Origin of the sequence: Prauserella flavalba (genome assembly GCF_003202235.1) — a bacterium.
GTDB lineage: Bacteria > Actinomycetota > Actinomycetes > Mycobacteriales > Pseudonocardiaceae > Prauserella_A > Prauserella_A flavalba.
On the sequence record NZ_MASU01000005.1, the window covers coordinates 1,474,463 to 1,493,522 of the forward strand.

17 protein-coding genes and 1 pseudogene are annotated in these 19,060 nt (G+C 72.8%); 4 read left to right on the plus strand and 14 right to left on the minus strand.

Annotated features, from left to right (window positions below):
* Nucleotides 1-15 precede the first annotated feature (15 nt).
* The 6 genes and pseudogenes from BA062_RS14515 to BA062_RS14540 all read right to left on the minus strand — a co-directional run bounded on the left by BA062_RS14515 (nucleotide 16) and on the right by BA062_RS14540 (nucleotide 6,731).
* Nucleotides 16-1,005: an Acg family FMN-binding oxidoreductase gene (locus BA062_RS14515; RefSeq protein ID WP_110336562.1), complete on the minus strand. Its 990-nt coding sequence runs from the start codon at nucleotides 1,003-1,005 to the stop codon at nucleotides 16-18.
* Nucleotides 1,002-1,976 (minus strand): Acg family FMN-binding oxidoreductase, encoded by a 975-nt coding sequence (locus BA062_RS14520; RefSeq protein WP_110336563.1) that lies wholly within the window; start codon nucleotides 1,974-1,976, stop codon nucleotides 1,002-1,004. The genes BA062_RS14515 and BA062_RS14520 overlap by 4 nt, the downstream gene beginning before the upstream one ends.
* Entirely contained in the window at nucleotides 1,973-3,079 is a 1,107-nt protein-coding gene (locus tag BA062_RS14525; protein ID WP_110337363.1) for an acetate/propionate family kinase, read from the minus strand. The genes BA062_RS14520 and BA062_RS14525 overlap by 4 nt, the downstream gene beginning before the upstream one ends.
* Nucleotides 3,079-5,436 (minus strand): phosphoketolase family protein, encoded by a 2,358-nt coding sequence (locus tag BA062_RS14530; RefSeq protein ID WP_110336564.1) that lies wholly within the window; start codon nucleotides 5,434-5,436, stop codon nucleotides 3,079-3,081. Before BA062_RS14530 ends, BA062_RS14525 begins: the two co-directional genes overlap by 1 nt.
* A 124-nt stretch (nucleotides 5,437-5,560) precedes the next feature.
* Nucleotides 5,561-6,439, minus strand: a pseudogene (locus tag BA062_RS14535) (universal stress protein); the annotation flags it as partial.
* A 22-nt stretch (nucleotides 6,440-6,461) separates the two neighbouring features.
* Entirely contained in the window at nucleotides 6,462-6,731 is a 270-nt protein-coding gene (locus BA062_RS14540) for a DUF1876 domain-containing protein (RefSeq protein ID WP_110336565.1), read from the minus strand.
* Nucleotides 6,732-6,885: 154 nt separating this feature from the next.
* Here BA062_RS14540 and BA062_RS14545 point away from each other — a divergent pair, with 154 nt between their 5' ends.
* From BA062_RS14545 to BA062_RS14560, 4 genes are all read left to right on the plus strand, one after another.
* Nucleotides 6,886-7,884, plus strand: a complete 999-nt coding sequence (locus tag BA062_RS14545; RefSeq protein WP_110337365.1) for a zinc-binding alcohol dehydrogenase family protein — start codon at nucleotides 6,886-6,888, stop codon at nucleotides 7,882-7,884.
* 165 nt (nucleotides 7,885-8,049) lie between these two features.
* On the plus strand, nucleotides 8,050-8,403 hold the full coding sequence (cmtR, locus tag BA062_RS14550; protein ID WP_110336566.1) for a Cd(II)/Pb(II)-sensing metalloregulatory transcriptional regulator CmtR: 354 nt from the start codon (nucleotides 8,050-8,052) through the stop codon (nucleotides 8,401-8,403).
* Nucleotides 8,400-9,089 (plus strand): cation efflux transmembrane domain-containing protein, encoded by a 690-nt coding sequence (locus tag BA062_RS14555; RefSeq protein ID WP_245959820.1) that lies wholly within the window; start codon nucleotides 8,400-8,402, stop codon nucleotides 9,087-9,089. The genes cmtR and BA062_RS14555 overlap by 4 nt, the downstream gene beginning before the upstream one ends.
* Before the next feature lie 75 nt (nucleotides 9,090-9,164).
* Nucleotides 9,165-9,956: an SAM-dependent methyltransferase gene (locus BA062_RS14560; protein WP_110336567.1), complete on the plus strand. Its 792-nt coding sequence runs from the start codon at nucleotides 9,165-9,167 to the stop codon at nucleotides 9,954-9,956.
* A gap of 146 nt (nucleotides 9,957-10,102) precedes the next feature.
* Here BA062_RS14560 and BA062_RS14565 read toward each other — a convergent pair whose 3' ends face one another.
* From BA062_RS14565 to BA062_RS14600, 8 genes are all read right to left on the minus strand, one after another.
* A complete protein-coding gene (locus tag BA062_RS14565) occupies nucleotides 10,103-10,894 on the minus strand; it encodes an ABC transporter permease (protein WP_110336568.1) in 792 nt (263 codons plus the stop codon).
* Complete coding sequence (locus BA062_RS14570) at nucleotides 10,891-11,856, minus strand: ATP-binding cassette domain-containing protein (RefSeq protein WP_110336569.1); 966 nt, start codon at nucleotides 11,854-11,856, stop codon at nucleotides 10,891-10,893. Before BA062_RS14570 ends, BA062_RS14565 begins: the two co-directional genes overlap by 4 nt.
* A 20-nt stretch (nucleotides 11,857-11,876) precedes the next feature.
* Entirely contained in the window at nucleotides 11,877-12,725 is an 849-nt protein-coding gene (locus tag BA062_RS14575) for a DUF4097 family beta strand repeat-containing protein (RefSeq protein WP_110336570.1), read from the minus strand.
* A 76-nt stretch (nucleotides 12,726-12,801) separates the two neighbouring features.
* Nucleotides 12,802-13,320 (minus strand): toxin-antitoxin system HicB family antitoxin, encoded by a 519-nt coding sequence (locus tag BA062_RS14580; protein WP_210406846.1) that lies wholly within the window; start codon nucleotides 13,318-13,320, stop codon nucleotides 12,802-12,804.
* Between the two features lie 154 nt (nucleotides 13,321-13,474).
* Nucleotides 13,475-14,728 carry an NAD(P)/FAD-dependent oxidoreductase gene (locus tag BA062_RS14585; RefSeq protein WP_110336572.1) on the minus strand — a complete coding sequence of 418 codons (1,254 nt, stop codon included), beginning with the start codon at nucleotides 14,726-14,728 and terminating at the stop codon, nucleotides 13,475-13,477.
* Complete coding sequence (locus BA062_RS14590) at nucleotides 14,725-16,149, minus strand: NAD(P)/FAD-dependent oxidoreductase (RefSeq protein WP_110336573.1); 1,425 nt, start codon at nucleotides 16,147-16,149, stop codon at nucleotides 14,725-14,727. The genes BA062_RS14585 and BA062_RS14590 overlap by 4 nt, the downstream gene beginning before the upstream one ends.
* Nucleotides 16,146-17,579 (minus strand): FGGY family carbohydrate kinase, encoded by a 1,434-nt coding sequence (locus BA062_RS14595; protein WP_110336574.1) that lies wholly within the window; start codon nucleotides 17,577-17,579, stop codon nucleotides 16,146-16,148. Before BA062_RS14595 ends, BA062_RS14590 begins: the two co-directional genes overlap by 4 nt.
* Entirely contained in the window at nucleotides 17,576-19,027 is a 1,452-nt protein-coding gene (locus tag BA062_RS14600; protein ID WP_210406847.1) for an amino acid permease, read from the minus strand. Before BA062_RS14600 ends, BA062_RS14595 begins: the two co-directional genes overlap by 4 nt.
* Nucleotides 19,028-19,060 lie beyond the last annotated feature (33 nt).

The window sequence follows — 19,060 nt, forward strand, 5'->3', positions numbered from 1 at the left end:
ATATCCACTGTGGACTCAATCGCCGCGCAGCAGTTCGAACGTGCTGCGGCGGGGGCTCCGCGGGACCGGGCCCACGGGGTACCCGATCCGCATGAGCAGCTGCGCGGGCCCCGGCAGCACGAGCGTGTCGGCGAGGCGCGCGCGGACCTCCGGCAGCTGCAGCGGCTGGGTCTGCACCGCGGCGACGAGGCCCGAGGACACCAGCGTGAGCCACGCGTGTTCCATCGCGATCCCGACGCGCACGTGGTCGAGCCGTGTGTCGTCATCGGTGTGGAACAGCAGCACGGTCTCATCGGCGAGCCGCCGGGCCAGTGTCACCTGGTCTGGCACCGCGGTGCGCGGGCGCGCCAGGCCCGCCCAGGGCAGCGTCGACGGCGAGGGCAGGGCGGCACCGGCAACGCCGACGCCGTGCCGGTGCGAGCGCTGGTCTTGGATCGTCCACAGCGACAGCTCCCGCTGGTAGCCGGGATCCCGCTGCTGGGCCACCGCGGCGTACTCCAGCATCGCCGCTAGCTCGTTCACCTCGTGCGCCTCCCGCACGTGGGCCGCCCGCACGCCGTCCACGGCGCCGGGCCGCAGGACCGTGGCGAGCACGTCTGCGGGCACCGGAGTACCGGCGAACGGCAGCCGGTAGCTGCGCCGCCGCGCGATCGCGGCGTACGCGCGCCGCTCGTCCGCATCGGGTTCGCGCTCCGCACTCGCGACGACCCGCGCGACGAGCTCCGGCCGGTCCGGATCGGGCAGCAGGATCGTGGTGGTCTCGCGGCCGAGCACGCGCACGGCCAGCTCCAGGTTGGGCACGGCCGCGCCGCAGGAGATCGCCCGGTCACGACCCTTTGGGTCGTGGTAGGGCAACCACGCGTCGCGGCGTTCCCGCAGCAGGGCCTCGTACCGCTCCAGGTGCAGTGACCACGGCTGTGTGTTGAGCACCGAGGGCGCGCTGACGACGGCGTTCGCGAGGGTGTCCGCCTCGGCGGCGGACCAGCCCACTGTCCCGGTGCTCATGGCCCCTCCTCGACGGCGACCTCGGTCACGGACCGGCGCGGTGTGGGCGCGCCGGGAAAGCCGTACCCGAGCCGCAGGACGGTCTGCGGCTCGGCGCGCCCGCCGAGCAGGCGCCGCAGTTCGCCGCGCACCTGCTCGACCTCGATCGCCTGCGACAGGAACGACGCGCTCAGGCCGCCGTCGGTGGCGGCGAGCAGCACGCGCTGCATCGCCATCCCGGCGCGCAGCCGGTGGAGCCGCGTGTCGCCGGAGGTGGTGAGCACCGCCAGCAGCGGCTCCCGTTCGAACTCCCGCTCCCGCAAGGCGTCGTGGCCACCGAAGTCGCGCAGTGCCAGGAGTCCGTGTGGTGAGCCCGCCGGCCCGCCCGCCGAGAGGGGTACCCCGTCCTGGCGCTGCCCGCCGTGGGTCCACGCCCGCAGCTCGGCCTGGTAGTCCGGGTTCTCGCTGAGCATGTGGTCGGCACGGCGCAGCAACGCGGCGAACGCGTCGAGCGCCGCGGTGCCGAGCAGCACCAGATCCGCTCCCTCGGCCGCGGCCGCGCGGGTCAGCACGTGCCGCAGGTGACCCGGGACCGGCCGGTCGAGGAACGGCCTCCGGTTGGTGTGCCTGCGCTCGATCACCCCGGCGAGCCGGTGCTCGTCGGGCCAGGGCCGGTGCTGGCCTCCGATATGGACGGTGCCGAGCAGCAGGGGCCGCGCCCGGTCGGGCAGCAGCTCGACCCGGCAACCGTGGCCCCTCGACGTGATCGCCAGCCGCATGTTCAGCAGCGCCGCGCCGCACGACAGGTACGCCTCCCTGCCGTCAGGGTCGGCGACCCGCAGCAGCCGGCTGTCGTCGAACAGCACGTCGATGCGCGCGGCCCCGGCCCGGAACCGCCAGGGCTGCGTGTTGTGCGGCGACGGTGCCCGCACGGCCGCGCGCAGCGCCGCCCGCACCACGGCACCGGGCACGACACCGGTCTCGGCGCTCATCGTGCGCTCACCTCCACCTGGTTCGCGAGCAGGAGCAGCTCGGTCTGCCGGGCGAGCTCGAGGTCTTCCCGGCAGGCGATCAGCACCACGGCGACGCCGGAGCCGCCGGTGCTGATCACGCGGTCACCGTCGGCGGCGTTGCGCACAGGGTCGACGCGGATGCCGAAATGTGCGCCGGTGAACAGCTCGGCCCGCAGCCCGGCCTGGTGCTCGGCCACTCCCCCGGTGAGCACCACGGCGTGCAGTGCGGGCAGCGACACCGCGGCTGCGGCGATCTCCCGGCGCAGCCGGTGCACGTAGACGTCCAGCGCCAGCCGCGCCGCCGGATCGCCGTGCGCCCGCGCCGCGACGACCTCCCGGATGTCCCCGCTGGTACCGGACAGCCCGGCGAGCCCCGAGTGATGATTGAGCTCCGTGTCCACTTGCGACACCGAAAAACCGTGCTGACGCATCAGGTACAGCGGGATTCCGGGGTCGATCGAGCCCGCGCGCGTGGCCATCGGCACGCCCTCCAGCGGGGTGAACCCCATCGACGTGTCGACGCTTCGCCCGCCGTCGACCGCCGTCACCGACGCGCCGGCACCAAGGTGGCAGCACACGAGGCCCAGTTCAGCAGGCGGCGCGCCGAGCACGCGCGCGGCCTGCCGGCAGGCGTGAGCCAGCGAGAGCCCGTGGAACCCGTACCGGCGGATGCCGTAGGTGGCGCGCCAGCCGTGCGGCAGCGCGTAGGTCGCCGCGCGCTCGGGCAGGTCCGCGTGGAACGCCGTATCGAAGCACGCGACCACGGGGACGCCGGGCAGCACGCCGAGCAGGTGCCGGGCCAGCGCGACCGAGCGTGGCTGGTGCAGCGGCGCCATCGGCACCCACCGCTCCAGCTCGCCGAGCACCGTCTCGTCCAGCCGCACCGGGCCGCGCCGCGCGCCGCCGTGGACCACGCGCACGGCCGCGGCGTCGAGCTGGGCGTGTGCCCCGGCGAACCGGGCGAGCTCGCCGCCGGAAGCCCCGGACCAGTGGTCAAGCGTGAGCTCGGCCAGCCCTGTCCCGCCCTCGACGACGGCCAGTTTCAGGCTCGACGAGCCGGGGTTGACGGTCAGCACGCGCATCAGCGACCCCACCTCCACGCACGAATCTCCGGCAGGTCCTCGCCGGTGCGCCGGATGTGATCGTGGTGCCGGTCGAGCTCGGCCAGCAGCCGCTGCCGGAGATTGCCCAGCCTGCCCGCGACCCTCGGAACGCGCTCCAGCGCGGCGAGGGCGAGCTGGAACCGGTCGATGCCGTTGAGCACGCACATGTCGAACGGCGTCGTCGTGGTGCCGTTCTCGCTGAAGCCGTGGACGTGCAGGTGCTCGTGCCCAGGCCGGCTGTAGGTCAGCTCGTGGATCAGCCACGGGTAACCGTGGAAGGCGAAGATCACCGGCGTGTCTTCGGTGAAGATGGCCGTGTAGTCGCGGTCGGTCAGCCCGTGCGGGTGCCGCTCGCGGGCGGCGAGCCGGGTCAGGTCGACCACGTTGACGACCCGGATCCGCAGGTCGGGCACGAGCCCGCGCAGCACGCCGACCGCGGCCAGCGCCTCCTGCGTCGGCACGTCGCCCGCGCACGCGAGCACCACGTCGGCCCCGTCGACCGACTCGGTGCCCGCCCACTCCCAGATGCCGATCCCCTGCGCGCAGTGCGCCCGCGCCGCGTCGTGGCCGAGGTACTGGTACTCGGGCTGCTTGCCCGCGACGATCACGTTGACCAGGCCACGCGAGCGCAGGCAGTGGTCGGTGACCTGCAGCAGGCAGTTCGCGTCCGGCGGCAGGTAGACGCGCGCGACCTCGGCCCGTTTGCTGAGGATGTGGTCGATGAACCCCGGGTCCTGGTGGGAGGCTCCGTTGTGGTCCTGCCGCCATACGTGCGAGGTGAGCAGGTAGTTCAGGCTCGGCACCGGCCGCCGCCACGGCACCCCCGCCGCGGTGTGCACCCACTTGGCGTGCTGCGCGACCATCGAGTCGACGAGGTGGGCGAACGCCTCGTAGGTTGAGAACAACCCGTGCCTGCCGGTGAGCAGGTAGCCCTCCAGCCAGCCCTGGCACAGGTGCTCGGACAGCACCTCCAGCACCCGGCCGTCGCCCGCGAGGTGCTCGTCCCCGGATTCGGTCGGCAGCTGCCAGCGCCGCCCGGTCACCTCGAACGTCGCGTCCAGCCGGTTGGAGGCGTGCTCGTCGGGCGAGAACAGCAGCAGGTTGCGCTCCTCGGCGTTGAGCACGAGCGTGTCCCGCAGGTAGGCCCCGAGTACCCGCGTGGACTCGGCGAGCACCTGACCCGGAACCGGGACCTCCAGTGCGTAGTCGGCGACCTCGGGCAGCCGCAGGTCGCGCTGGGTGAGCCCGTGTGCCCGGGGTGTGCCGCTCATCCGCAGCTCCGCGCGGGGTCGCTGCGAGCGCACCAGCGGCGCGGGTGCGCCCTCGGCGGTGAACAGCTCCTCGGGCCGGTACGAGCGCAGCCACCGCTCCAGTTGCGCGAGCTGCAGGGGGTCACGCCGCGCGCCGGGCAGCGGCACCTGGTGGGCACGCCAGGTGCCCTCCAGCCTGTGGCCGTCGAACTCGGAGGGACCGGTCCAGCCCTTCGGGGTGCGCAACACGATCATCGGGTGGGCCCGGTCGGCGATGCGCTCGAAACCCTCGTCCAGAGCGGCCGCGTAGCGCTCGTGCACCGAGGCGGGGTCGGCGCCGAGCGGGCATTCGACCTCGATCGGCTCCCAGCCGTGGCCCCGCAGCAGACCGTGCAGGTCCGCCTTCGGCAGGCGGGACAGCACCGTCGGGTTGGCGATCTTGTACCCGTTGACGTGCAGGATCGGCAGCACTACGCCGTCGCCGTCCGGGTCGAGGAACGCGGGCGCGTGCCAACTCGCCGCCAGCGGCCCGGTCTCGGCCTCGCCGTCGCCCACCACGCACGCGACCACGAGCCCAGGGTTGTCGAGCGCGGCTCCGGTCGCATGGGCGAGCGAGTAGCCCAGCTCGCCGCCCTCGTGGATGGAGCCGGGCACATGCGGCGACGCGTGGCTGGACACCCCGCCGGGGAAGGAGAACTGGCGGAACAGCGCGCGCATGCCGTCGGTGTCCTGGCCGATCGCCGTGTGGAACTCGGAGTACGTGCCCTCCAGCCAGCTTGCCGCGTTCAGCGCCGCCGCGCCGTGTCCAGGGCCCGCGACGAACAGGACGTCGGCGGAGGTGCGCCGGATGACGCGGTTGAGGTGCGCGTAGGTGAGGGTGAGTCCGGGGACCGTGCCCCAGTGGCCGAGCAGCCGTGGCTTGAGGTGCTCCGGCGCGAGCGGCTCCGCCAGCAGCGGGTTGTCGAGCAGGTAGATCTGCCCCGCCGACAGGTAGTTCGCCGCCCGCCACCAGGCGTCCACCCGGGCGAGCTCGGCTTCCGGCGCCGGCCCGAGCTGCTGCTCGGGCGTCGCGGTGTTCACGGTCATCGGGCTCCTCCCGTCGCGGCTGCGCGTTCCAGCTTCCGCGCGAAGCGGTCCCCCCGGCTGCAGCAACTGGACCCCGGGCCCAGGGCCTTAGGTCCTCACTCGGCGCGGCGTGGCGCACGATCAGCACCGGGCAGGGCGCCAGGTGGACGAGGGCGTTGCTGGTCGAGCCGAGCAGCATTCCCCGGAACCCGCCACGGCCTCTGCTGCCGACCACCATCAGCTGTGCCCGCTCGGCGAAGCGCAGCAGGCTGTGCGCGGGGAGATCCCGCGTGACGACCCGTTCGACGGGCACGTCCGGGTACTGTTCTCGTCGGCCCGCGAGCCGTTCGGCGAGCAACGCCTGCTCCCCGGTCTCGATCTCGTCCCAGGGAGCGTCCTCGGGAAGGGTGCCGAACGCGGTCGGCAACGGTGCGTCGCTCCAGGTGTGCACGGCCACCAGCGGGCATCCCCGTAGCGCGGCCTCCTCGAACGCGAGGTCGACGGCCGCCTCCGACAGGCGGGAGCCGTCGACTCCCACCACCACCGGGCCCTCCGCCGGAGGCTCGGCCTCCGGCGTGCGGCCCCGGACGACCGCGACGGGGCACGGCGCGTGGGACACCAGTGCGTTGGCGACGGAGCCGACGAGAGTGGCGGTCAGTTCCCCCAGCCCGCGTGTGCCGACCACGAGCATCCGCGCGGCGGCAGCGCGGTCCAGCAGCACGGTGACCGCGCCCCCGACCTCGAACTCTGTGGTGACCGTGAGCCTGCCGACGCCGTCCGCGGCCTTCACCGCCGTCTCGGCCGCTTCGGCGAGTCTGTGCTGTCCCTGCACCCGCAGGTCGTCGAGGAAACTCCGCAGCAGCCCGGCACCGGCTCCGTAGGGGGCGGGCATCATGCCCACGGCGACCAGCCGCAGGGGCGCGTTCCTCAGCGCCGCGGCGCACGCGGCCCAGGCCGCTGCCCGCAGCGCCGAACCGGAGCCGTCGATGCCCACGACGATGGGCGGATAGCCGAGCACGCTCATGACGACCTACCAGCGCGGCGTGCTACTCGGTCAGCCGCGCCGGGCCGCCGGTGACGGCTTCGATGTCGGCCGCCGTGGCGTCCAGCAGCTCGTGAGCCAGGTCGGCCAGTGCCCTGGCTGCGGCGAGCTCGTCGCCGATCTCCGGGATGTTGGTGTCGTGCGGGTTGAGCCGCGCCCGCCCGACCCCCGTCCTGCCGGGGCCGGAGCCGGTGTGCAACCTGGCTTCGGCGCGGGTGCTGTGCTCGTGCTCGTCGAGGAAGATCTCGACCGTCCACTTCCTCACGTGGTCCATCACGCACCTCCAGCAGTGTCGGCCTGGCTCGATGCTGCCGCGCGGCCGCGGCCGAGGACAGGGCCTTCCGTCACCTCACCGGGCACGGCGCGTGCTCCGGTCCAGGGACCTTGGGCCCTTCCCCGGTCCCGGCGTCGACGGCGACAGTGGCGGCATGTTGGCCTGGCGAGTATGTCGTCCGAGCACCGCGCCCTATCCGGGATTCGAGGCGAGGGAGGAGCCCACGCCGCGGCCGGAGCGCGGTGAACTGCTCGTCCGCGTGCGGGCGTGCGGGGTGTGCCGGACCGATCTGCACGTGGTGGAAGGCGACCTCCCGCCGCATCGTCCCGGCGTGATCCCCGGCCACGAGGTCGTCGGGGAGGTCGTCGACATCGCCGAGGGCGCCACCGGGTTCGCGCCCGGCGACCTCGTCGGGGTGGCGTGGCTCCGGGGCACGTGTGGACGGTGCCGCTACTGCAGGCGTGGCGCCGAGAACCTGTGTCCACTGTCGACCTACACGGGCTGGGACACCGACGGCGGCTACGCCCGGTTCGTCACCGCACCGGCCGCCTACACGCACCGGCTTCCCTCCGGCTACACGGACGCCGAGCTCGCGCCGCTGCTGTGCGCCGGCATCATCGGCTACCGGGCGCTGAAACGCGCCGAGCTGCCCGACGCGGGCCGCCTCGGCATCTACGGGTTCGGGGCGAGCGCGCACCTGGCCGCACAGGTCGCGCTCGCACGAGGCGCGACCGTTCACGTGCTCACGCGCAGCGCCCGTGCCAGGGAACTCGCACTGAAGCTGGGCGCCAGTTCCGTGGGAGGCGCCACCGATCCGCCACCGGAGCCGCTCGACGCGGCGATCCTGTTCGCCCCGGTCGGCACGCTCGTTCCAGCCGCGCTCGCCGCACTGGACCGCGGGGGCACCCTCGCCGTCGCCGGCATCCACCTCACCGACATCCCCGTGCTCGGCTACCAGCGGCACCTGTTCCAGGAACGGCAGCTGCGCAGCGTCACCGCCAACACCCGCGCCGACGCCAGGGAATTCCTCGCCATCGCCGCCCAGCACCCGCTGACCGTGGTCACCACCCCGTATCCGCTCGACCACGCCGACCGCGCATTGGCCGACCTCGCGGCCGACCGGGTGGACGGCGCCGCGGTGCTCCTCCCCTAGCCACGCGGGCGACGGGGTCGGTCGCCGCAGCCGTGAAGGCACCTTCACCGCGCGTGGAACACGACACAGCGGCGCGGAGCACCTCCGCAGGGTGGTGGCGATTCACCAGGAGCGGAATAGTTCAGTGGTTGCTGTCGTGTCAGCGCTCGCTGTACTGTTCGAGCCATGCTGACGTGTGAGACCCGCGGCGCGGCACTGGCCCGGCTGGGCCGCGCGCTGGCGGACCCGACGCGCTGCCGCATCCTCGTCGCCCTGCTGGATGGTGTGAGCTACCCCGGCAAGCTCGCCGAGTCGCTGGAGCTGTCCCGCTCGAACGTGTCCAACCACCTGGCCTGCCTGCGCGGCTGCGGCCTGGTGGTCGCGACCTACGAGGGCAGGCAGGTCCGGTACGAGCTGGCCGATCCGCACCTGGCGCGCGCGTTGGGCGAGCTGGTGCACGTGGTGCTGGCCGTGGACACCGAGGAGCTGTGCCTTGACGACGCCGGGCAGCCGGCACCCGCGCGGGAGGCGGCACGATGAGCGAGCCTCGCGAGCTGTCGCTGTCCCCCGCCGCCGCGGAGAGCTGCGGGGACGCGTGCTGCGCCGAGGAGCGCTCGGCCGCCGCGGTGTCGCCGGAGCGGCGGGCGGTGCTGTCCCGCCGGGTCCGGTGGTTCGTGGCCGCCACCATCACCTACAACGTCATCGAGGCGGTCGTCGCGATCACGGCGGGCACCATCGCGTCGTCCACCGCGCTGATCGGCTTCGGACTGGACTCGGTGATCGAGGTCGCGTCGGCGACGGCCGTGGCCTGGCAGTTCTCCGGCAAGGACCCGGAGGCACGCGAACGCACCGCGCTGAAGGTGATCGCGGTGTCGTTCTTCGCGCTCGCCACGTACGTCACGGTCGAGTCGGTGCGGGCCCTCCTCGGCGGGGACCCGGCCGAGCACTCCACGGTCGGGATCGTGCTGGCGGCCGCGTCGCTGCTGATCATGCCGTTCCTGTCCTACGCCCAGCGCAGGGCGGGCCGGGAACTCGGCTCCGCGAGCGCCGTCGCCGACTCCAAGCAGACCCTGCTGTGCACGTACCTGTCCGGCGTGCTGCTGGCCGGGCTGCTCCTCAACAGCCTGCTGGGCTGGTCGTGGGCCGACCCCGTGGTGGCACTCGTGATCGCCGCCGTCGCGGTCAAGGAGGGCCGCGAGGCCTGGCGCGGCGAACACTGCTGCTGAGCCGGCCGCACGAGGCTTGCCGTCCGGCCGCGGAACTGGAAACGTGCAGGCAACGTCACCCACCGGAGGCGGCAGATGACCGAACAGCGCACGCGAGCGACGGCGGCCGGGGTCTACGACTGGTGTCTCGGTGGTCACCACCATCTGCCGTGCGACGCCGAGGCCGCCATCGCCGCACAGCAGGCGTTCCCGCTCACCGCGCGCACCGCCCGGTACAACCGGGACTTCCTGCAGCGCGTCGTGCGCCGGCTGGCCAAGCAGGGCGTGCGGCAGTACCTCGACATCGGCTCCGGTTATCCCACCGCGGGCAACGTCCACGAGATCGCGCAGGCGATCCGGCCCGACAGCCGCGTCGTCTACGTCGACATCGACCCCGACACCATCGCCGTCAGCAACGACATACTGGCCGACGACCCGCATTCCCTCTGCATCCAGGCCGACCTCACCGACCCCGGCTCCGTGCTCGGCCATCCGGGGACGCGTCTGCTGGATTTCACCGAGCCCGTCGGGCTGCTGCTGGTCTCGGTGCTGCCGTTCGTCGGCGGGGACGCCAAACCCTTGCTGCGCCAGTACGTCGGCGCACTCACCCCGGGCAGTCACGTCGCGATCAGCCACATCACCGCGCCCGACGGCGAGCACGCGCGCCGCAGGCTGAAGGCCGCGGAGCGCCAGTACAACACCAAGGTCCAGCAGCGGGTCAACGTCCGCGGCCGCGACGAGATCACCGCCCTGTTCGACGACACCGAGCTCGTGCCGCCCGGTCTGGTCCGCGCCACGCACTGGCACCCGCCCCGGCCTGGGTACGTGCCCGGTGACGACGACGAGGCGAGCAACGTGCTCCTCGGCGGCGTCGGCCGCGTGCCCTGACCGCAGCGGTCCCAGCTCACCGATCGGACCACGTCGAAGCCGGTCACGAGCCGGCCTTCGTGATCGTCCGGATAGGACAGCCGCGCAGCGGGCGCCCGGCGCGCACCGTGGTGAGCACCCGGCGCTCCCGACCTCGTCGGCGCGGGTCAGCGCGCGGCTCCGCGGTGGAACAGCGACTTCGCCCAGACGTAGCCGGCGAGCGCGATCGCGGCCGACCAGCCGACGGCCAGCGCGGCGCTGCCGCCGTCCACCGGGGTGCCGAGCAGGAGCGCGCGCAGCGTGTCGATCACCGGGGTGAAGGGCTGGTAGTCGGCGAACACGCGCAGCCAGGCCGGCATCGAGTCGGTGGGCACGAACCCGCTGCCCAGGAACGGTAGCAGCGTCAGCACCATGGGCAGGTTGCTCGCCGTCTCGACGCTCTTCGACACCAGGCCGAGCGCGACCGACAGCCACGTCAGCGCCACGGTGAACAGCACGACCAGCCCCGCCGCGGCGAGCCAGCCGCCCACGTCCGCCGAGGGCCGGAACCCGGCCGCCACGGCGACGGCCAGCACCACGACGAGCCCCACCGCGGTCTGGATCAGCGTGCCCAGCACGTGCCCGGTGAGCACTGAGGCGCGGCTGATCGCCATCGTCCGGAACCGCGCCATGATGCCTTCCGTCGCGTCCATCGCGACCGAGACCGCGGTGCCGAGCGCGACGCTGGCGACGGTGATCGTCAGGATGCCGGGCACCACGAACGCGAGGTAGTCCGCGCGCCCACCGCTCGGGCCGAGCCCGGCGCCCAGCGTGCCGCCGAAGACATAGACGAACAACAGCAGGAAGAGGATCGGCTGCCCCAGCAGCATGAGGGTCAGCGACGGATAGCGCAGCATGCGGCGCAGGCTGCGGCGCAGCATCGTGACGGAGTCACGGGCGGGCAGGGCGAGCGTGGTCACGAGGCGGCCTCCTTGGCCGGTTCGGGGGCGGTGGCGTGCCCGGTGAGGCTCAGGAAGACATCGTCGAGGTCGGGGGTGTGCACGGTCAGCTCTGCGACGTCGACGGCGGCGTGGTCGAGGCGGTCCAGCACGGCGCGCAGGGCGCCGACGCTGCCGTCGGTGGGCACCTGGAGCGTGAGGGACTCCTCCTCGCGGACGGGCTCGCCGAGCGCGGCGGCCGCGAGCGCGAGCCCACGGGCATCGGGGAAGCTCAGCCGTAGGTGCCCGCCGGGCACGAGCCGCTTGAGCTCCTCGGCGGTGCCCTCGGCGACGAGCTTTCCGTGGTCCAGCACGGCGATCCGGTCGGCGAGCTGGTCGGCCTCCTCGAGGTACTGGGTGGTGAGCAAGAGGGTGACGCCGCGCGCGGTCAAGTCGCGGATGCTGTCCCACATCGTGCGGCGGCTGCGCGGGTCGAGCCCGGTGGTGGGCTCGTCGAGGAAGATCACCGACGGGTCGCCGACCAGAGTCATCGCGAGGTCGAGCTTGCGGCGCATGCCGCCGGAGTAGGTGGCGGGTGTCTTGCCCGCCACCGCGGTCAGGTCGAACCGCTCGAGGAGCTCGTCCGCGCGGCGGCGACCCTCGTCGCGGCGCAGGTGGTGCAGGTCGGCCATCAGCAGCAGGTTCTCCCGGCCGGTGAGCAGGTTGTCGACGGCGGAGAACTGGCCGGTCACGCCGATCGCGCGGCGTACGGCGTCGGCGTCGCGTCCGAGGTCGTGCCCCGCGACCCGCACGCTGCCGGCATCGGGGGTGAGCAGGGTCGAGAGAATGTTGACGGTGGTGGTCTTGCCCGCCCCGTTGGGGCCGAGCAGGGAGAAGATGGTGCCCGGCTCGACGGTCATGTCGACGCCGTCGAGCACCACAGTGTCCCCGAAGGACTTGCGCAGCCCGGTGACGGAGATCGCGGGCTGGGTGGATGTGCGCATGATCGGTGTCCTTTCCGGACTCAACTGCGGCGGAGGGTGATATCGCCCATCGAGGTGCGGGCCCGCACCTCGATCGACTCGTTGCCGGGGCCCGGGCCGTCCGTGCTCGCCTCCAGCTCGCTGTCCACGCGGCCGAAGCCGGTCTTGACGTCGAGCCAGGCCGGCGTGCCCGTCTTGATGCCGACGTCGACGTTGCCCATCGACGTCTCCAGTGCGAGCGGGCCACCGGCGGCGTGGCCGAGCGCGATGCTGCCGTTGGCGGTGCGGGCGTCCACGGCGTCGGCGGAGGTGCCGACGGAGATGTCGCCGTTGGCGTTGCGCACGCGGAGCTTGCCGGTGACCGCGCCGATCTCGCAGTCACCGTTGGAGTTCTTGACGACGCCTGCGCCGTTGAGCTCGCCGATGCGGAGCTTGCCGGATCCGGTGGAGAGTTCTGCGCGGCCGTCGATCCGGTCGACGGAGACGTTGCCCGCGGAGGTGTTCAGCTCCAAGGGACCGGTCTGGTCGAGGTGGACGTGCCCGGCGGCGCTCTTGAACAGGCAGTCGGCGAGCCGTCCGGTCCCACGCAGGTCGGCCATCGCCGCGTCGGCGTGCACGCGCGAGCCCGAGGGCAGCTCGATGGTCACGTCGACCGAGCGGCTCTTCTTGGAGAAGTCCAGCGGCCGGTTCTTCGGCGCCCGCACGAGCAGGTTCCCACCTGAGAACTCGACGCGGGTCTGCTCGGCGGCCCGCACGTCGGACTCGTCCGTCTCGTCGGTGGGCCGGACCTCCACCACGGTGTCGGTGCGGTCGCTCGCCTCGATCCGCAGGTCGCCGACCACCAGCTCGATGGTCGCCGAGATCGGTTCCGGGGTCTCGAAAGTGGGCATGGCAAAGCCTCCTGGGGTGCTTGCGTGTCGTCGTCCCCGCCTGCCGGGGACGGTGAAGGTGGTGAAGCGGTATGGGTTAGCGAACCCAGCCGGTGATGTGCTGCGCGGAGCGGGGTCCACGCCGTCGGGTGTCCGCTGTGGACCGAGGCGCGTGCAGGGCCGCGGTGGCCGCTTGGACGAGCCAGGCGTTCACCGAGCGTCCCTGCTGTGCCGCCGCCTCCTCGATGCGGGCCTTCAGCGGCTCGGGCATCCGGACGTTGATCCGGGACATCGCCCCGTCCTCGGCCTCCGGCACCGGCGGCACGGCGGGCTCGGGTTCCGGCGTCTCGATGCGCTCCGCGGGCTGATCGGCGGGCGGGAGCGTGACGGCGAAGCTCGGGTCACCGCCGCGCAGCCGCACCTCCACGGAGCCGGGCGCCAGGTCGCGGGTGATCTCGTCCGCCGCGGCCGACAGTGCGTCGAGCAGGGTAAGCCGGATCGCCGACTCCAGCGGGGCGCTCAGCCGCTCGGCGAGCGCGCGGGCCTCGGGCCCTCCGGCCTCGGCGGCCACGGCCAACTCGTCGCGGACGGTGCTCACATACGACCTCAAGTCCATGACACCATTATGGCACATCGATGGTGCCATCGCAACACGGCAAGGTGCCATTGAAGGCCAAGAGCAGGGTTCACCAGGCAAAAATGCCTGGCACCAGGTGGCATCACCTGGTGCCAGGCAGGCGGGGTACCGGACTCCTGCCGGACGCTTGGGGCTACCCCAGCGAGATCCGGAGCTCTCCACCGTCCGGCCTGGCGGCGTCCAGCAGCTCGCCGGGGATCCGGAACACACGTCCTGGCGCCGCGGGCCAGGGCACCCGGCGCCGTGCGATCACCTCGCCGGCCTGGCGGACGGTCACGCGCGGGAACGGCCGGTAGGTGTCGGCCCACGCGAGCAGCCTGCCGCGAGTCGGCCCGCGCCCGCCCGGGGTGTGCACCATGGGCGACACCCAGCGCAGCGGCTCGTCCGCCACGATCCGCACTCCCCCTGACTCGCCGGCACGGCCCGCGAAGTGCTCGAGCACGCTGGTGGCGACCTGGACCCCGTCGAGCGCCGCGACGTCGGCGGTGTCCACCGGGTGCACCACGTTGCCCGCGGCGAAGAGGCCGGGCCGGGCGGTGCGGAGCTCGCTGTCGACCACGGGTCCGCACGTACCACCGTCCAGCGGAAGTCCCGCCGCGCGAACCAGTTCGTTGTCGGGAATCCAGTCGCCGGTGAACACCACGGTGTCGCACTCGACGACGTCGCGCGAGCCGCTGTCGAGGTGCTCGATCTCCACCGCCTCGACGCGGCCCTTGCCGATGACCCTGGCCACGCGGGTCCGGGTGCGGACGGGGACCCGCAGGCCGAGTCTACCGGGAACGGTGAACGCCGCGTAGGCCTCAGGCCTGCGGTGCTCGCTGGTCATGAGCACGGTGCGGCAACCGGCGTGGCGCAGGGTCAGCACCGCCGACCAGCTCACCAGCTCGCTGCCGACGATCACCGCCCGCGTGCCGGCCTCGCGATGGTGCAGGTGCACCAGGTTCTGCAGCATGCCGGTGGTGTAGACGCCGTCAGGGCGGTCGCCCGGGATCATCCGTGCCGTGCGGGGGCGTTCCCGCGCGCCGGTGGCGAGCACGATCGCCTTCGCGTGCACCTGCGCCAGTCCTGCGGGCGTCGTCACCTCGAGTCCGCCGTCGCCGGTCCAGCCGGTGACCATCGCGTCGGTCCGGATCACCGCTCCCGCCGCCTCCGTCGCGCGTACCAGGCGTCTGGCGTAATCCGGTCCATTGAGGACCCGGTGCAGGTCGCGGATACCGAACCCGGTGTGGGCGCAGTGCCGGGGGATGCCGCCGGCCTCGTGCTCGCGTTCGAGCACCAGCACGTCCCCGCTCACGCTCTGCGCCAGCTCGCTGGCCGCGCGCAGCCCGGCCGGTCCCCCACCGACAATGGCCACCTCGGGGGTGAGCCGCGTGCGAGGTGTGCTCATCGTTGTTGCCCCTCTCCGCGCCGCGGCGCGTCCCGCAGCATTCCGGTCACCGTGGCGCCGCAGTAGAAGCCCTGGCAGCGGCCGTTCATCGCGCGGGTGCGCCGCCGCAGCCCGTCCAGGTCGTGCGGCGGGATGATGGAGCTCAGCGCGTCGCGGATCTCGCCCCGCGTGACGCGCTCGCAGAAGCAGACCACCGTCCCGTAGGCCGGGTCCCGCGCGATGCGCTCGGCGTCCGCGTACGGCCGCGGCCGGGCCTCGCCGATGTTCGGCATGTGCGGCGGCTCCGGCAGCTCGTCGCGCGGGTGCAGGCTCAGCCCCGCCTTGCCGAGGAGGTCCACGAGGTACTCGGCGACGGCCATGCTGGAGGTCAGCCCCGTCGAGCGGATTCCGCCCGCGACGGCGTACCGCTGCACGGCGTCGACCTCGATCGTGTAGTCGCTGACGTCGCTGGCGGCACGCAGGCCCGCGTAGGTCGCGGTGACCTCCTCGCGCAGCAGGGACGGCATGATGCGCCTTCCCTTGTCCAGCAGGAAGGCGTAGCCGCTCTCGGTGGTGGCCGTGTCGTGGCGGTCGGTCATGTCCTCGGCGGTGGGGCCCAGCATGACGTTGCCGTAGATCGTGGGGCTGATGAGCACGCCCTTGCCCAGCTTGGATGGAACCGGCAGGACGATCCGGTCCACGAGCGGCCTGGCCTGCTTGTCGTAGACGAACAGTTCCCCGCGCCGGGGATGCAGGTGGAACCGGTCGTGCCCGAAGTGTCCGTCGATCACGTCGCCGCCGAGCCCCGCGGCGTTGACCACCCACCGCGCGCGCACGTCGCCCGCACTCGTGTGCAGGACGGTGTGGTCGCCGTCGACGGTCACCGACTCGACGCGGTGCCCGCGCAGCAGCCGCGTTCCCCTGCGCACGGCGTCCGTGGCCAGTGCGAGTGTGGTGGTCCACGTGCAGATGATCGACTCGCCGGGCACGGTGAGCCCGCCGAGCGCGCCGGGGCCGAGCGCGGGCACCTGCGCGTACACCTCACCCGGTCCGACGATCTCGGTCGCGTGGTACCCGTTGCGCTCGGCCTTGCGCTGCAGCTCCGGCAGTGCGCCCAGCTGCTCGTCGTCCCACGCGACCAGGAGCGCCCCGGTCGGCTCGTACGGGATGCCGGTGCGGTCGGCGTAGTCCTTGAGCAGGTGGTAACCCTCGGCGACGAGCCGGGACTCCAGGGTTCCCGGTGAGGCGTCGAAGCCGGTGTGCAGGATCGCGGTGTTGGCCTTGCTCGTCCCGTCGCCGACGTCGTCGCGTGCGTCGAGCAGCGCGATGTCGAGCTCGTGCCCGGAGAGCAGCCGGGCGATCGCGGAACCGACCACCCCCGCTCCGATCACGGCCACGTCGACGACGGTGGTGCCCGGTGGGGTACCGAGCGATGCAGTCATTCCTTCTCCTTCTGGATCACGGCGGCGTCGACCGCCGATCGCCACCGGGCCCGGAACTCCGCCGCGGCACCGGTGTCGAGGGCAGGGGTGAACGTCGCCGCCGGGGCCCAGCCGACGATCGCGTCGGCGAGGGAGAGCCGGGGGGCCACGGCGAGGCGGGCGAACGCGGCAGCGCCGAGTGCGGTGGCGTGCGCCGAGGGGTACACGTCGACCTCGGCGCCGGTCAGGTCCGCGACCGCCTGCATGAGCACGCGGCTGCGGGTGAGGCCACCGTCGACGCGCAGCCTCGGCAACGGACGGTGGAGGTCGCGGGCCACGCAGTCGACGAGCTCGGCGACCTGGGCCGCGATGCCGTCGAGGACGGCCCTGACGACGTGACCGGCCGATGTGGACAGTGTCATGCCGGTGAGCGCCGCCGACGCCGTCGGCTCCCACCACGGGGCCGAGAGCCCGGCGAGCGCGGGCACGCACAGCACGCCGTCGGCGTCACCGGCCGCGACACGGTCCAGCTCGTCCGGACTGCCCAGCAGGCCGAGGTCCTGCAGCCAGCGCACGGCCGAGGCGGCGGCGGGGACCTGCCCGTCGACGCAGTACGCCGTCCCGCCCCGCGCCCGCCACGCGACCGACGCCGCCAGGCCCGCGGTGGAGCGGGCCGCGCGCTCGCCCAGGTTGGCGAGCAGGAACGCCCCGGTGCCGAACGTGCATTTCGCCTCGCCGGGGGCGAGGCACCGCTGTGCCAGCAGCGCCGCCTGCTGATCGACCACCAGGCCGCCGACCGGGGTGGACGCGCCGAACGCCGTCGTCTCCCCCACGATCTCGTCGCAGCCCGCGATCCGCGGCAGCTGCTCGCCCGCGAGGCCGAACAACTCCAGCAGCTCGCCGTCCCACGTCGCCGTGTCCAGGTTCAGCAGCAGCGATCGGGACGCCGTGGCGGCGTCGGTGACGAACTCGCCCGTGAGCTGGTGCACCAGCCACGTGTCCGAGGTGGTCACGATGCCTTCGGTGGTCAGCTCCTCGCGGATCCACCGCATCTTGGGTGCCGAGAAGTACGGGTCCAGCACCAGTCCGGTCCGCCGGGCCACGAGGTCGGCCGAGGCGGCCAGGCGGGTACAGATCGGGGCCGAGCGCCGGTCCTGCCAGACGATCGCCGGGGTGAGCGGGCGTCCGGTGCCGGGATCCCAGGCGAGCACGGTCTCGCCCTGGTTGGCGAGGGTGACACAGCCGACGGGCACGCCCGCGCCGGCGACCGCCCGGCGTCCCGAATCCACAACGGACTCGAGCAGCGCGTGCGGGTCGATCTCCACGCCGCCGCCGGAGAGGTAGCGCGGGCGCACGGGTAGTTCGGCGACGCTGAGGACCCGGTCATCGCCGTCGACGACCATCGCCTTGGTCCCCGAGGTGCCCTGGTCGATGGCGAGCACGGCGGTCATGCCCCACCTCCGGCCGCGACGCCCTGCTGATCGTGGTCGAGGGTCTTGTCGATGTCGTGCATGTCCGGCATGGACAGTCCCGACACCCCGTGGCGGACGAGCAGGTAGCCGAGGTAGGCCGCACCGATCGCGAACATCACCAGCACGTAGAGCCAGGGTTCGGCGAACGACGCGTCCCGGAAGATCAGTAGCTCGTAGACCAGCCACACGACCGACACCACGAGCACCGGCGCCTCCCAGCGCCCGAGCCGGAAGCCCTTCGACGGCGGCAGGCTGCGGCGCTTGACGAGGTAGAGCGCGACCGTCGCGGCGTAGATGAGCGCGGGCAGCAACGTCGCGGCGGAGAACAGCGAGAACAGCGCCTGGGTGGAGCTCGCGAACAGCCCGAGCACGATCTGGCTGACCACGAACAGGAACACCGAGGCGTTCAGGGGCGTGCCCGTGGCCGGGGTGACGCGGTTCAGCAGCCGCCACGCGGGGAACCGCTTGTCACGCGCCATCGCCCACACCAGCCGGGCTCCGCTGAGCGAGATCACCAGGCCACACGAGAAGATCGAGATCACGACGAGGACGAGCAGCCCCTTGCCGACGTAGGACCCGAGGACCCGCGCGATGACGTCCGCGACCGGGGTGTCGGACCGCGCGAGCGCGGCCGGGTCGCCGGCCAGCGCGGTCACCGCGATCAGGAACAGCATGCCGAGCACGCCGAGCCCCACGACGGCCTGTGCCATCGCCTTGGGCACCACGCGTGCCGGATCTCGCGTCTCCTCGGCGAGGTTCGCCGCCGCCTCGAAGCCGACGATGGTGAACGCGCCCATCAGGAAGCCCAGCGACCACGGCCCGGCGCTGGTGAGGCCGCCGAGCGCGAAGTAACCCTCGCTCGGCACGTCGCCGGTGCTGAACAAGGTGCCAAAGTCGAGCACGCCCGTCGCGGCGCCGACCACGAACAGCAGCACGGTCAGCAGAACCATCCCGACGAGCTGCATGGTCACCGCGACATTGTTGACGCGCTGGGTCGCTCGCGTCGACAACGCGACGAGCACGGCCTGCAGGAGCAGCACGCCCGCCGTGACGACCCACGCGTTCGCGCTGGTGCCCTGGTACTGGAAGAGCACGGGCAGGATCGTCGAGGCGATCGTGTAGTCGACCGCTACCACCACGACCGCGAGGAACGTGAAGGAGACCCAGCCCATGATCCAGCCGAGCACCGGGTTCGCCAGGCGGGAGATCCACTGGTAGGCGTACCCGCTGACGGGGATCCGCGCGGCCAGCGCGCCGAACACCAGTGCCACGCACAGCTGTCCGACGACCACGACCGGCCACGTCCAGATGCCCAGCGGGCCGGATGAGTTCAGCACCGACCCGTAGGCGGTGAAGATGCCGGTCGCGATCGAAACGAAGCCGAAGGCCACGGCGAAGGACGTGTACCAGCCCAGCTCCCGCTTCATCTGTTGCGAGTAGCCGAATTCCGACACACCGTC

Coding starts and splice junctions, on each gene's coding strand:
- BA062_RS14515 (WP_110336562.1), bottom strand. CDS start 1,005: ATGAGCACCGGGACAGTGGGCTGGTCCGCCGCCGAGGCGGACACCCTC.
- BA062_RS14520 (WP_110336563.1), bottom strand. CDS start 1,976: ATGAGCGCCGAGACCGGTGTCGTGCCCGGTGCCGTGGTGCGGGCGGCG.
- BA062_RS14525 (WP_110337363.1), bottom strand. CDS start 3,079: ATGCGCGTGCTGACCGTCAACCCCGGCTCGTCGAGCCTGAAACTGGCC.
- BA062_RS14530 (WP_110336564.1), bottom strand. CDS start 5,436: ATGACCGTGAACACCGCGACGCCCGAGCAGCAGCTCGGGCCGGCGCCG.
- BA062_RS14540 (WP_110336565.1), bottom strand. CDS start 6,731: ATGGACCACGTGAGGAAGTGGACGGTCGAGATCTTCCTCGACGAGCAC.
- BA062_RS14545 (WP_110337365.1), top strand. CDS start 6,886: ATGTTGGCCTGGCGAGTATGTCGTCCGAGCACCGCGCCCTATCCGGGA.
- cmtR (WP_110336566.1), top strand. CDS start 8,050: ATGCTGACGTGTGAGACCCGCGGCGCGGCACTGGCCCGGCTGGGCCGC.
- BA062_RS14555 (WP_245959820.1), top strand. CDS start 8,400: ATGAGCGAGCCTCGCGAGCTGTCGCTGTCCCCCGCCGCCGCGGAGAGC.
- BA062_RS14560 (WP_110336567.1), top strand. CDS start 9,165: ATGACCGAACAGCGCACGCGAGCGACGGCGGCCGGGGTCTACGACTGG.
- BA062_RS14570 (WP_110336569.1), bottom strand. CDS start 11,856: ATGCGCACATCCACCCAGCCCGCGATCTCCGTCACCGGGCTGCGCAAG.
- BA062_RS14575 (WP_110336570.1), bottom strand. CDS start 12,725: ATGCCCACTTTCGAGACCCCGGAACCGATCTCGGCGACCATCGAGCTG.
- BA062_RS14580 (WP_210406846.1), bottom strand. CDS start 13,320: ATGGACTTGAGGTCGTATGTGAGCACCGTCCGCGACGAGTTGGCCGTG.
- BA062_RS14585 (WP_110336572.1), bottom strand. CDS start 14,728: ATGAGCACACCTCGCACGCGGCTCACCCCCGAGGTGGCCATTGTCGGT.
- BA062_RS14590 (WP_110336573.1), bottom strand. CDS start 16,149: ATGACTGCATCGCTCGGTACCCCACCGGGCACCACCGTCGTCGACGTG.
- BA062_RS14595 (WP_110336574.1), bottom strand. CDS start 17,579: ATGACCGCCGTGCTCGCCATCGACCAGGGCACCTCGGGGACCAAGGCG.
- BA062_RS14600 (WP_210406847.1), bottom strand. CDS start 19,027: ATGAAGCGGGAGCTGGGCTGGTACACGTCCTTCGCCGTGGCCTTCGGC.